Below are 13,237 nucleotides of genomic sequence, written 5' to 3'. Positions count from 1 at the left end.
TGATTGTGATTTTCCGGATCAACAAGAGGTTCAGCGGAACGTGCCGGGGGCCTTGAATAACAACGGCTGGGGCCGGGCCGGCCTACATTGCAACGTGTCACAGGTAAACAATTGCGGGCGTTCAATCACATACCCTTGAGCGTAATCCACCCCGATTTCCAGCAATGCCTGCTCGATCTGGGTGGTTTCAACAAACTCGGCAATCGTGCGCTTACCCATGACGTGGCCGATATGATTGATCACTTCGACCATTGCACGGTTAATCGGGTCGTCCAGCATATCCTTTACGAAACTCCCGTCGATCTTCAGGAAGTCTACAGGTAAATGTTTCAGGTAAGCGAATGAAGACATTCCGGCGCAAAAGTCATCCAGCGAGAAGTAACAACCCAAGCTCTTGAGTTCATTGATAAAGCGGATCGCACTGCCCAAATTCGAAATAGCGCTGGTCTCGGTAATTTCAAAACAAATCATTTCCGGGGGATCGAGTAGGCCGCGAATTGTTTACGCAAGAAGTCGAGGAACGCCTGATCTCCGATAGTCGTACCTGACAGATTAATCGCACACATGGCCATCGGTGCCTGCCGTGATTCATTCAGGCACTGGCGAATGACCTTGAACACGTTCTCCACCACCCAGCGGTCCAGGGAGGTCATCAGGCCATAGCGCTCCGCCGCGGGAATGAAGCTGTCGGGCAGGATCATCCGCCCGGCCTCGTCGTGCAGCCGCAACAGGATTTCGATGTGCCCGCCGCCATGGTCGCCAGGCCCCAACGCGGCGATTTCCTGGGCGTAGAGGCAGAAGCGGTTTTCCTCCAGGGCCATGTGCAGGCGCTGGACCCAGGCCATCTCGCCAAAGCGCAGGGACAGCTCCGAGTCGTCGGCATGGTAGACCTGGACCCGGTTGCGGCCCTTCTCCTTGGCCATGTAGCAGGCCATGTCGGCGGCCCGCAAGGAGGCCTCCAGGGTCGTCGGGGTCTGGGCGATGTGCACCAGGCCGATGCTCACCGTGGTCACGAACGGCCGGCCCTTCCAGACGAAATGCAGGTTCTGCACGGTCTGGCGCAGCCCCTCGGCGATTTTTTCCGCGGCCTCCGGCGAACAGTTTTCCAGCAGGATGCCGAACTCGTCCCCGCCCAACCGGGCCAGGGTGTCATTTTCCCGCAGCCCCGATTGCAGCAAGGCGCAGATATGGCGCAACAACTCGTCGCCCGCGGCGTGGCCGCAGGTATCGTTGACCAGCTTGAACTGGTCCAGGTCGAGGAACATCAAGGCATGGCGACCGACCTGGCGCGTGAGGTTGTGCAGGGCCTGTTCGAGCCGGTATTCAAACTCCCGGCGGTTGGCCAGCCCGGTCAATGCATCATGGGTGGCTTGCCAGGACAGGTTGGCGATGTACTGGCGCTCCTGGGTCATGTCGTGCAGCACCAGCACGGCGCCGCTGACGTTGCCCGCATGGCGGATCGGCGCGCCCACCAGCGTGACCGACACGGTGCTGCCGTCCAGGCGCTGGATCAGCTTGGAGTGTTCGCTGGCACCGCTGAGCCGGCCGCTGAGGATGTGCTCGATCAGGGTCAGCCCTTCCGCCTGGGCGTTGTCATCGAGCAAATTGAACAGCGCCGCCAGGGGCAGGCCCATGGCATGTTCGGCTTTCCAGTGGGTCATCGCCTCGGCGGCGGGGTTCATGTAGGCAATGGCTCCCTCGACGTCGGTGGTGATCACGCCGTCGCCGATCGATTGCAAGGTGATCTGGGCGCGTTCCTTCTCCAGTTGCAACGCATTGGCAAAGACCTGCCGCTGGGCCAGCAATTTGTGGGTACGCAGCAATGCCAGGACGATCAACCCCAGCGCCGTGGCGAAGTTGGTCACCAGCAACAGCCGCAGGATGAAGCGCGAGCCCTCGCCCAGCGCATCGCTGAATGCCTTGGCCGCCGGGGTGACGGAATCGTTGATGGCAAAAATCCGCGCCTTCCAGCCGCGGACATCGACCTCCGTCGCCTGGCCCGCGCTGATGCTGGCGTGCATCTGCTGGGCGACGTTATCCAGCTCGATCAGGTAGCCGTCCCCCACCGTCCACAGGTCGATGGCCTCTTCCAGGTAGCTGAAGTGACGAAAATTCAGATACAGCCAGATCAGGCTCGCCACGTCGTCCGGGTGATTGCCGCCCTTGAGGATGGCGGTCCTGGCCGCTTCCAGGTCCGGCGGCTGGCGGTCCAGCGCCACCCGCAGCTCATGCCCGCCCTCGGGAACGGCGATGGCTTGCTGGTACTTGAGGAAAGTGGCTTCGTCGCGGCTGTCGGCATAGAGGTTGAGGTAATAGATGGCGTCTTTCTGCCCCTTGGACCAGAGGCTCTCCCCCGCCACGTAACCGCGAACCGCCGACAATACGTAGAGACTCACGCCACCGAGCAATGCCTGAAATAGCACAACGGCAATAAAGGGCCAGACGATGCCCAACAATCGAGGCGTTCCGAGAGTCCGTTTTTGCTTCATGAGGTCCCTTGCACAGGCGTTGCCGATAAGCACCCGCGAGAAATCCGCTGCTAATTCCAGAGCCTAGGCTAGTTTTCGATCCTTGGAACGCCGGTAGGAAGAATCGAGGGGCTTTAGCTGGAAATTCAGTGAAGTCGGGGGTGTTTGGCTGATTTTTTTTCGATACTAAGCACAGAAAAGTGCCGGAAACTCAAGGCTGCTGTATCTGTTGCAAGTGACCGTAGAGTCGAGCGTACAAGCCACCTTCGGCAATCAGCTGCAAATGGTCGCCGTCCTCGGCGATCTGCCCACCATCGAACACCAGCACGCGGTCGGCCTGTTTCACCGCGGAGAGCCGATGGGCGATGATCAGCGTGGTGCGCCCGCGCAGGAAACGCGCCAGGGCCTGGTGGAGGTTGTACTCGGTGGCAGCGTCCAGCGCCGACGTGGCTTCATCGAGGATCACCACCCGCGGATCCGCCAATACCATGCGGGCGATGGCCAGCCGTTGCCGCTGACCACCGGACAGCCGAACCCCGGAACGCCCGACGATACTGTCCAACCCCTGGGGCAGCGCGCGCACGGTGGCATCGAGCTGGGCGATCTCCAGGGCTCGCCAACAGGCCTCGTCGGTGCACTCGCGGCCCATGGTGAGGTTGGCGCGCACCGTGTCGTTGAACAGCGCCGGATGCTGCAACACCACCGCGACATTCTCCCGGATGGTCTCCAGGCCAATCTCGTGTTGCGTCGCCCCGCCGAAACGGATGCTGCCCGCCTGCGGCGTGTACAAGCCCAGCAGCAGTTGCACCAGTGTGCTCTTGCCACCGCCACTGGCACCGACGATGGCGACTTTCTCCCCGGGCAGGATGGACAGGTTCAACTGGTTGAGCACCAATTCCTCGCCATAGCCGAAATCCAGCCCCTGAATGTCGATGCCCACCGTGTCACGGCCCTTGAACGGGTCGCTGCCGCCGGGGTACTGCGGCTCGTCGGCACGGGCCAACAGCTCATTGATCCGCGACAGCGCACCGCCCGCCGCATAAAAGGCGTACTGCAGATTGAGCAACTGCTCCACCGGGCCGATCATGAACCACAGGTAGCTGAACACCGCCAGCATCTGCCCGATCGACAAGTCCGAAAACAGCACGGTGAGCATGGCCGCGGCGCGAAAGATATCGATGCCGAACTGGAACAACAGGCCGGTGGCGCGGCTGGACGCGTCGGTTTTCCACTGCGAACTCACGGCGTAATCGCGAACTTCCCTTGCCCGCATGCCCAGGCGCCCGAGGAAAAAGCCCTGGCGATTGCCGGCGCGCACTTCCTGGATGGCGTCCAGGGTTTCCGTCAGGACCTGGGTGAAGCGCGAGGTGCTGTCGTTTTCCAGCTTCTTGAGGTGCTTGACCCTTTTCCCCAATTGCACCGTGGCGTAGATCACCAATGGGTTGAACAACAGGATCAGAAGCGCCAGTTTCCAGTGCATCCACACCAGGATCCCGGCGGTGCCCACCAGGGTCAGCATCGCCACCAGGAAACGGCTGAGGGTTTCACCGACGAACTTGTCGACCGTGTCCAGGTCGGTGACCAGATGCGCCGCCACGGTGCCGCTGCCCAGGCTTTCGTACTCGCCGAGGGAAATGCGCTTGAGCCGTTCGATCAGGCGGATGCGAATGCGGTAGACGATGTCCTTGGCCAACCGGGCGAACAGCCGCGCCTGCAACACGTTGAAGAGCAATGCACCGCAACGCAGCACCAGGGTCGCCAGCAGCATCAGCCCGATGTAGCCGGCCGCCTGCTGCCACCCCGCGGGCAACACCTGGTTCATCACGTTCAAGGCCGCATCGCCGCGCCCCAACAGCACTTCGTCCACCAACAGCGGCAGGAGCAATGGAATCGGCACGCTGCACAGCGTCGCCAGCACGGCCACGCCGTTGGCGATCCACAGGGCTTTCTTGTGCTTGAGGGCCAGGCGACGGATTTCGGCCCAGCTCAACCGATCGATGCGTTGCGGGGTTGGCGAGTGCTCCGGCCGGTCAGGCACAGGCGGCGCGCTCCAGCCAACGGCCCAGCAAGGGCGACAAGGATTCCAGGGGCTGGTAGCCGTTGGTCAACAACGCCAACTGACCGTCACGCTCGGCCAGCAGCGTGGGAAACCCGGCAATCCCCAGGTCCTGCACCCAGGTGAAATCGGCGGCGGTGGCCGCGTGCTGGTCGGCGCGATCGAAGGCGGCGGCGAACTCGATGCGCGGCAGCCCGGCCTGTTCGGCCAATTCCACCAGGACGCTGGCGTGGGTGACGTCGCGCCCCTGCACGTAAAACGCCTGCTGGATCAGCTTCAGCAGCTTGAAGGCCAGGTCCGGCGCCAGGTTGCGGGCGGTGACCACGGCGCGGCAGGCCGGCTCGGTGTCGTAGACAAACCCGTCCGGCAGCGCGCCTTCAAGCGTGAACGGCTGGCCGGTGGCCTGGGTGACCGCCTGCCAGTGTTCGAGAATGTAGCGTCGGGTCGTCGGCTCCAGCGCCGACCCGCTGCCGGTGCGCAAGCCGCCCACCACCAGGTGCAACTCCACCCCCGCCGCCTGCGCCTGCTCCACCAGCGCCTCGGCCACCGGTGCAAAACCCCAGCACCAGGAACACATCGGGTCCATTACATAGAGCAGGCGTGGCGCCATGGTTCAAGCCTCGGAAGATGACTGCTTGTAGTTGTAGCCGATCGGGTGCGGCAGGTTGCGGGCCTTGGCCAGTTCGATCTGCTTTTGCCGGTCGATGGCGCTGCGGCGGGTTTTCTCGCTCAGCGTGTCCCAGCAATGCGGGCAGCTGATACCCGGCACATAGTGCTCCGAAGCACGGTCTTCGACGCTGACCGGCGTACGACAGGCATGACATTGATCGTAGTCGCCTTCGCTGAGGTCGTGGCGAACGGTGACGCGGTTATCGAACACGAAACAGTCGCCACGCCACTTGGATTGTTCCTGGGGCACTTCTTCAAGGTACTTGAGGATGCCGCCCTTGAGGTGGTAGACCTCCTCGAAACCCTCGCCGAGCATATAACTGGAGGCTTTCTCGCAGCGGATGCCGCCGGTGCAGAACATGGCGACTTTCTTGTGGCGGGCCGGATCGAAATGGGCCTTGATGTACTCGGGGAACTCGCGAAAGCTGGTGGTCTTGGGGTCGATGGCCCCTTCGAAGGTGCCGATGGACACTTCGTAGTCGTTACGGGTGTCGATCAGCAGCACCTGCGGATCGCTGATCAGCGCATTCCAATCCTGCGGCTCGACGTAGGTGCCGACCTGTTTGTTCGGGTCCACGCCTTCGACGCCGAGGGTGACGATTTCTTTCTTCAGCTTGACCTTGGTGCGATAGAACGGCTGCTCGTCGCAGTACGACTCTTTATGGTCGATGTCGATCATGCGTGGATCGTTCTTGAGCCAGGCCAGCAACCCGTCGATGCCCTCGCGGGTGCCGGAGACCGTGCCGTTGATGCCTTCTTCGGCGATCAGCAGGGTGCCTTTGATGCCGTTATCGAGCATGGCCTTGAGCAGGGGCTCGCGCAGTTCGACGTAGTCTTCAAGGGTGACGAACTTATACAGTGCCGCCACGACAATGGGTTGTGTCATGGGTGTTTCTCCAGGTGGCTACCCTCGCAAAGGGTGAACCGGATGCGAAAAAAAAAGCGCCCTTGCAGGCGCGTTGCGGATTCTAGCAAATACACGGTGGCTTTAGGAGCACACCGGTGGCGAGGGAGCTTGCTTCCGCTCGGCGGCGAAGCCGTCGCCTGCGTTGTTCAGGGGGACCGCTTCGCGGTCCAACGGGAGCAAGCTCCCTCGCCACGGAAAGCGCGTTCACCACGGCAAGCGTCCTCGCCACAGCGCCTGAATCAGTGCTTGCTGCCACCTGCGCAGGTCGGCGAAGCGGGCGCGGCGTCGATCTGCGCCCACTCCTCGGGGGTGTAGGTGTGCAGCGCCAACGCGTGAAACTCGCCCATCAGCTCGCCCAGCGTGCCGTAGACCTTCTGGTGGCGCTTGACGCGATTGAGCCCCTCGAACTGCCGGCTGACCACCACGGCCTTGAAGTGGGTCTGTAGCCCACGGCTGTGCATGTGGCTTTCATCCAGCACTTGCAGGTGCTCGGGCTGCAACAGCCCGAGGGTCGATTCGATGCGTTGCTGCATGCTCATACCGGGCTCCGCTTACGGCTTTTTCTTGGCCGGCGCAGCGGCTTTTGGCTCGAGCTCGGCGGTCATGTCCGCCAGCAGCTTGTTGACCACCGGCACCGCGCTTTCAAGCTTGGCCTGGGTCAACTGGGCCGATTGCTGGGTCAGCTGCGGCATTTTTTCCAGGACTTTCTTGCCCAGCGGCGACTGGTAGAACGCCACCAGGTCCTTGAGCTCCGACTCGCTGAAGTTGCTGGTGTAGAGCTTGACCATGTCCGGTTTGAGCTTGTTCCAGCCGATGGCCTGGTCCAGCGCGGCGTTGGCCTTGGCCTGGTAGGTTTCCAGGGTGGCTTTCTTCGACTCGGGGGCCTTGGTCTGTTCAAAGCGCTGGGCAAACATCTGCTGCACTTGCATGTACACCGGGGTGCCCAGTTTGTCAGCGTGCGCCAGGGTCAGGAACGCTTCGGCGCTGGCGTTATGGCTGGCGGTATCGGCGAAAACAGGGCCGCTGGCACATACCAGAGCAACTGCGGTACAGATGGCACGAAGACGGGTCATCGAGTTTCCTTTCATTACAGGCGAGGTAAAACCCCAAGGGCGACCATTCTGCGCCTAATAAACGCCGGGCCTCAACCCCGACGCTTGTTGGGTCCGATTGACGGGCCGGACTCACCGCCCCTAGATTGACGGAACCGGCGCCGCCCAATCGGGCCTAAACTGCGCATTCAGCCTTAAAGGAGTTTGACCCGATGAGCCGTACCGAAACCGACAGCCTGGGCCAGGTTGAAGTCCCTGACGACGCCTACTGGGGCGCCCAGACACAGCGGTCCATGATCAACTTCGCCATCGGCAATGAACGCATGCCGCTGTCGGTGCTGCATGCCCTGGCGCTGATCAAGAAAGCCGCCGCGCGGGTCAATGACCGCAACGGCGACCTGCCCGCCGACATCGCCCGGCTGATCGAACAGGCCGCCGACGAAGTGCTCGACGGCCAGCATGACAACCAGTTCCCACTGGTGGTCTGGCAGACCGGCAGCGGCACCCAGAGCAACATGAACGTCAACGAAGTGATCGCCGGGCGCGCCAACGAGCTGGCGGGCAACCCCCGCGGCGGCAAGACCCCGGTGCACCCGAACGATCACGTCAACCGCTCCCAGAGCTCCAACGACTGCTTCCCCACCGCCATGCACATCGCCGCGGTGCAGGCCGTCCACAAGCAACTGTTGCCGGCCATCAGCGAATTGTCCGGCGGGCTGGCGGAACTGGCGGCGCGCCACCTGAAGCTGGTCAAGACCGGTCGCACCCACATGATGGACGCCACGCCCATTACCTTCGGCCAGGAACTGTCGGCGTTCATTGCCCAGCTCGATTATGCCGAACGGGCGATCCGTGCCGCATTGCCAGCGGTGTGTGAACTGGCCCAGGGCGGCACGGCGGTGGGCACCGGGCTCAATTCGCCCCATGGCTTTGGCGAAGCGATCGCGGCCGAACTCGCGGCACTTTCCGGCCTGCCGTTCGTCACCGCGCCGAACAAGTTTGCCGCGCTGGCGGGTCATGAACCGCTCACCGCGTTGTCCGGCGCGCTGAAAACCCTGGCGGTGACCCTGATGAAAATCGCCAACGACCTACGCCTGCTGGGCTCCGGGCCACGGGCCGGGTTCGCCGAGGTGAAATTGCCGGCCAACGAACCGGGCAGCTCGATCATGCCTGGCAAGGTCAACCCGACCCAATGCGAAGCCCTGTCGATGCTCGCCTGCCAGGTGATGGGCAACGACGTCACCATCGGCTTCGCCGCCAGCCAGGGTCACTTGCAGTTGAACGTGTTCAAGCCGGTGATCATCCACAACCTGCTGCAATCGATCCAGTTGCTGGCCGATGGCTGCAGCAACTTCCAGCAGCACTGCATCGCCGGCCTCGAACCGGATGCCGAGCAGATGGCCGCGCACCTGGAACGTGGGCTGATGCTGGTGACCGCGCTGAACCCGCACATCGGCTACGACAAGTCTGCCGAAATCGCCAAGAAAGCCTACAGCGAAGGGCTGACCTTGCGTGAGGCGGCGTTGCAACTGGGGTACCTGACCGATGAACAGTTCGACGCCTGGGTGAGGCCGGAAAACATGTTGGAAGCCGGCAGCCAGGGCTGAGCCTGGATGGACCGCGAGCAGGCCTTCGTGAGCCTGCTCGCGAAAAGCCCTGCCCTAGCGCCCCACCGCCAACCGCTGACGCCGCGCCCTGAGCCCGGCGATCAGCGAAGGCCCCAGCGCGACCAGCGCCGAGCCCAATACCACCAGCACCGCCCCGCCATACCCCAGCAGGTTGATCTGCTCGGCATGCACGTAGTCGGGCCACCACCAGGCCGCCAACGCCACGGCGGCGAAGGTCACCAACGGCGTAATCGCCAGCGTCGCACTGACCCGTGACGCCTCCCAGTGCGCCAGGGCTTCGGCGAATGCGCCATAGGCGATCAGGGTATTGAGGCAGCAGGCCAACAGCAGCCAACCTTGTACCGGGCTCAATTGCAACGCCTCCAAGGGATGCACCCAGGGCGTGAGCAGCAACGCGCAGAAGAGGTAGATCACCATCATCACCTGCAGTGAATTCCACACCGTCAGCAATTGCTTCTGCCCCAAGGCATAGAAGGTCCAGACCGTGGACGCCAGCAACACCAGCAGCACCCCGGCGGTGTACTCACTCAGCGATGTGAGCAACTCAACGAGGCGCTGGTTGAAGAACAGCGCGAAACCGATCAACAGCACCGCCAGGCCGATGCCCTGGCCGATGCTGAAGCGCTCCTTGAACACGAACAGACTGGCGACCAGCAGCATGATCGGGCCCATCTGCACCACCAGTTGCGCCGTGCCGGGGCTCAGACGGTTCAGGCCCATCAGGTACAACACGTAGTTGCCCACCAGCCCCAGCACCGCCATCGCCACCAGCCAGCCGCCCCTGGGGCCGAGCACCCGGCGACTGGGCAAACGACGGGTAGCCGCCAGGTAGATGAACAGCAGGCCGCCGGACACCAACAGGCGAAACCAGGTCACGGTGACCGGGTCCATCACGTGCAGCACTTGCTTGAGCTTGATCGGCAGGATTCCCCATAACAGGGCGGTCAGCAGGGCGAGAAACAGGCCGTAGACCCAGCGACCGGATGAAATATGCATGCAATCCTCGAAGCCCAGGACAAAAGAGCGTCTATTCTAGGCATGGATCACGGGGCAACACAGGGACAGTTGGTCACTAACAGTTCATGATAAGGGATGGCACATTGCCGCCTATCGGCTGCCCAAGCGCCCGCCAGCCACAACACATAAACTTCACTCCATCAGCTTTCGCCTTCCTTTGGAGCCGCTCATGCTTGGCAAACGTGCCGAAGACGTCGTCCCCGCGATGGTCTTTCCCAGTGACCGAATTTGCCGGGTGAACGGCCAATTTTATTTCAACACCCGGGAAGGTACGCATGAGGGGCCATTCCCCGATCGTGAAACAGCGGAACGCGAGGTCGCGGCGTACATCGAGCGCATGCTGCAACTGCCGCAAGTCGTGGGCTGAGCACTGCCTGAATAGCTCCACCCACCTATGACAGGCAGCTTGTTGAGACGAGAGAACTTGCTGTAGCGAGGGAGCCTGCTGTGGCGAGGGAGCCTGCTGTGGCGAGGGAGCTTGCTCCCGCTGGGCCGCGAAGCGGCCCCCCTCTTGCCCCCGTACCGTAGCGAAGGATTGACGACCGCTGCGCAGCCGAGCGGGAGCAAGCTCCCTCGCCACAAAACCTCTGTTAGCAGGGGTTATCCAACCGCCTCGAACAACCCCGTCGCCCCCATCCCGCCGCCCACGCACATGGTCACGACGCCGTAGCGCAGATTGCGCCGCTGCAGTTCGCGCACCAGATGCCCCACCTGCCGCGAGCCGGTCATGCCGAACGGGTGGCCGATGGAAATCGAGCCGCCGTTGACGTTGTACTTCTCGTTGTCGATCTCCAACCGGTCGCGGCTGTACAGGCACTGGGAGGCGAAGGCTTCGTTGAGTTCCCACAGGTCGATATCGGCCACCTGCAAGCCCTTGGCCTTGAGCAGCTTGGGCACCGAGAACACCGGACCGATGCCCATTTCGTCGGGCTCGCAACCGGCCACGGTAAAGCCACGGAAAAACGCCTTGGGCTTGAGCCCCAGCGCCAGGGCTTTCTCCAGGCTCATCACCAGGGTCATCGAGGCGCCGTCGGACAGTTGCGACGAGTTGCCCGCCGTGACCGAACCGTCCTCGGCAAACACCGGTTTCAGCCCGGCCAGGCTTTCGTAGGTGGTGTCGGGGCGGTTGCAGTCGTCATGGTCGACCACGCCATCGAGGATCTGCACCGCGCCGGTGTGCTTGTCTTCGACCCGGTACTTGACCGACATCGCAATGATTTCGTCGGCGAACAGCCCGGCGGCCTGGGCCTTGGCGGTGCGTTGCTGGCTCTGCAAGGCGTAGCGGTCCTGCGCCTCGCGGCTGACCTGGTAACGGCGCGCGACGACTTCGGCCGTCTGGCCCATGGGGAAATAAATCCCCGGCACCTGCTCCTTGAGGAGCGGGTTGATCAGGTTATCGGTGTTGACGCTCTTCATCGTCAGGCTGATGGACTCCACGCCGCCGGCCACGATGATGTCGCTGCAACCGGACGCGATCTGGTTGGCAGCGATGGCGATGGCTTGCAGGCCGGAGGAGCAAAAGCGGTTGAGGGTCATGCCGGCGGTGCCGGTGCCCAGTTGCGAGAGCACCGCGACGTTGCGGCCGATGTTGTAGCCCTGGGCGCCTTCATTGGAGCCGGCACCGACGATGCAGTCCTCGACGCTGGCCGGGTCGAGGTCATTGCGCGCCAACAACGCGTTGACGCAATGCGCCGCCATGTCGTCCGGGCGGGTAATGTTGAACTTGCCGCGAAAAGACTTGGCCAGGCCGGTTCGTACGCTATCGACGATCACCACTTCACGCATGGCGGTACTCCATTGTTGTAGTCGGTTGAGAGTGGATCGAGCATAGATCCACTGCATAACCGATCGCGACAATCATTCACCTCGCGTATGCGCCGCCATCGCCTATTTCCTGGATTTGCGTTTGCGCGCCTGCTTGTCGGCGCGCTCGAACGCATCCTCCAGCGCCTGGTTCAGAGTGCGCAACACTTTGACCCGGGCCCAACGTTTGTCGTTGGCCTCCACCAGTGTCCAGGGGGAAATCTCGGTGCTGGTGCGGTCCACCATGTCACACACGGCGGCCCGGTAGGCGTCCCACTTGTCGCGGTTGCGCCAGTCGTCCTCGGTGATCTTGAAGCGCTTGAACGGGATCTCCTCACGCGCCTGGAAACGTTCCAGTTGCGTCTCCTTATCGATGGCCAGCCAGAACTTGACCACCACCACACCGGCGTCGGCGATCTGTTCCTCGAAATCGTTGATCTCGCCGTAGGCCCTTAGCCAGTCGGCCCGGCTGCAAAAGCCCTCGACCCGTTCCACCAGCACCCGGCCATACCAGGAACGGTCGAACACGGTGAACTTGCCCCGTGCCGGCAGATGCCGCCAGAACCGCCACATATAGGGATGGGCGCGCTCCTCCTCGGTGGGCGCGGCGATCGGCACGATGCTGTATTGGCGCGGATCGAGGGCCGCCGCGACCCGACGGATCGCGCCGCCCTTGCCCGCCGCATCGTTGCCTTCGAACACCGCCACCAGCGCATGCCGGCGCATGCGTTTGTCCCGCAGCAGGCCGGCGAAGCGCGCCTGCTCGGTAATCAGCTGTTCTTCGTAGTCGTCCTTTTCCAGGCGCAGGGTCATGTCCAGGCTGTCGATCAGCGTGACCTGGTCGTCCAGTGCCGGCAGCGGCGCCACGGCGACTTTTTCCGGCTTGACCTTCGGCCGGTCCAACGCCTGGCGCAAACCTTCGAGCAGAATCCGCCCGACCGTCAGGCTGCGATAACAGCTGTCCACGCCCTCGATCACGTGCCAAGGCGCGTAGTCGCGACTGGTACGGCGCAAGACCCGCTCGCCGTATTTGACGAACTTGTCGTAGGTCTGCGATTGCTGCCAGTCCAGCGGGCTGATGCGCCAACTGTGCAGCGGGTCATCCTTGAGCCCCTTGAGCCGGGCTTTCATCTGTTTCTTGGACAGGTGAAACCAGAACTTGAAGATCAACGCGCCTTCGTCGCAAAGCATTTTTTCCAGGCGCTCGGCGGCGTTGATCGCCTGGTCGAGCCGCGGATCCTTGAACTCGCCATGGACCCGCCCCTGCAACATCTGGCTGTACCAGTTGCCAAAGAAGATCCCCATGCGCCCCTTGGCCGGGAGCATCCGCCAGTAGCGCCAGGCCGGAGGATGCGCCAGTTCCTCGTCGGTCTGCTGGTCGAAGGTGCGCACTTCGATCAGCCGCGGGTCCATCCACTCGTTGAGCAACTTCACCGTCTCACCCTTGCCCGCGCCTTCGATGCCGTTGATCAGCACGATGACCGGGAAGCGGCCCTGCTGCTGCAACTCGAATTGCGCTTCGAGCAGCGCTTCACGCAGGGCCGGGACCTCGGCCTCGAAGGTGTCTTTGTCGATGACGTGACCGATTTCAGCGGATTCAAACATGGGCAACTCCTTCCAAGGATCCGCCAAGACTA

The 13,237-nt window shown here is 62.7% G+C and carries 10 protein-coding genes and 1 pseudogene; 2 read left to right on the top strand and 9 right to left on the bottom strand.

Translation table 11 applies throughout. From position 1 onward, the window contains the following. Positions 1–30 precede the first annotated feature (30 nt). From KI241_RS07740 to KI241_RS07715, 6 genes and pseudogenes are all read right to left on the bottom strand, one after another. Positions 31–2,489, bottom strand: a pseudogene (locus KI241_RS07740) (EAL domain-containing protein). A 190-nt stretch (positions 2,490–2,679) separates the two neighbouring features. Then, positions 2,680–4,506: an ABC transporter ATP-binding protein gene (locus tag KI241_RS07735; protein ID WP_212803527.1), complete on the bottom strand. Its 1,827-nt coding sequence runs from the start codon at positions 4,504–4,506 to the stop codon at positions 2,680–2,682. After that, complete coding sequence (locus KI241_RS07730; protein ID WP_212803526.1) at positions 4,499–5,134, bottom strand: DsbA family protein; 636 nt, start codon at positions 5,132–5,134, stop codon at positions 4,499–4,501. Before KI241_RS07730 ends, KI241_RS07735 begins: the two co-directional genes overlap by 8 nt. Before the next feature lie 3 nt (positions 5,135–5,137). Continuing rightward, a complete protein-coding gene (locus tag KI241_RS07725; protein ID WP_042731754.1) occupies positions 5,138–6,079 on the bottom strand; it encodes a rhodanese-related sulfurtransferase in 942 nt (313 codons plus the stop codon). Positions 6,080–6,339: 260 nt separating this feature from the next. Continuing rightward, positions 6,340–6,639 (bottom strand): BolA family protein, encoded by a 300-nt coding sequence (locus KI241_RS07720; protein ID WP_041024552.1) that lies wholly within the window; start codon positions 6,637–6,639, stop codon positions 6,340–6,342. 12 nt (positions 6,640–6,651) lie between these two features. Beyond that, positions 6,652–7,173: a DUF2059 domain-containing protein gene (locus KI241_RS07715; RefSeq protein ID WP_042732949.1), complete on the bottom strand. Its 522-nt coding sequence runs from the start codon at positions 7,171–7,173 to the stop codon at positions 6,652–6,654. A gap of 191 nt (positions 7,174–7,364) precedes the next feature. Between KI241_RS07715 and KI241_RS07710 the strand changes: the two genes are divergently transcribed. Continuing rightward, positions 7,365–8,759, top strand: a complete 1,395-nt coding sequence (locus KI241_RS07710) for a class II fumarate hydratase (RefSeq protein ID WP_042732950.1) — start codon at positions 7,365–7,367, stop codon at positions 8,757–8,759. Between the two features lie 54 nt (positions 8,760–8,813). On the opposite strand, the gene KI241_RS07705 is transcribed toward KI241_RS07710, so the two are convergent. Continuing rightward, on the bottom strand, positions 8,814–9,776 hold the full coding sequence (locus KI241_RS07705) for a DMT family transporter (RefSeq protein ID WP_047737595.1): 963 nt from the start codon (positions 9,774–9,776) through the stop codon (positions 8,814–8,816). A gap of 190 nt (positions 9,777–9,966) precedes the next feature. On the opposite strand from KI241_RS07705, the gene KI241_RS07700 reads away from it, so the two are divergent. Continuing rightward, a complete protein-coding gene (locus KI241_RS07700) occupies positions 9,967–10,164 on the top strand; it encodes a DUF6316 family protein (protein ID WP_047737600.1) in 198 nt (65 codons plus the stop codon). A gap of 233 nt (positions 10,165–10,397) precedes the next feature. On the opposite strand, the gene KI241_RS07695 is transcribed toward KI241_RS07700, so the two are convergent. After that, positions 10,398–11,582, bottom strand: a complete 1,185-nt coding sequence (locus KI241_RS07695) for a thiolase family protein (protein WP_212803525.1) — start codon at positions 11,580–11,582, stop codon at positions 10,398–10,400. Between the two features lie 102 nt (positions 11,583–11,684). Beyond that, entirely contained in the window at positions 11,685–13,205 is a 1,521-nt protein-coding gene (pap, locus tag KI241_RS07690) for a polyphosphate:AMP phosphotransferase (protein ID WP_212803524.1), read from the bottom strand. Positions 13,206–13,237 lie beyond the last annotated feature (32 nt).

This window comes from Pseudomonas sp. Cab53 (assembly GCF_018325965.1).
GTDB classification, from domain to species: domain Bacteria; phylum Pseudomonadota; class Gammaproteobacteria; order Pseudomonadales; family Pseudomonadaceae; genus Aquipseudomonas; species Aquipseudomonas chlororaphis_E.
The sequence above is the reverse complement of the archived record's forward strand: the minus strand, read 5'-3'. Positions and strand labels throughout refer to the sequence as shown.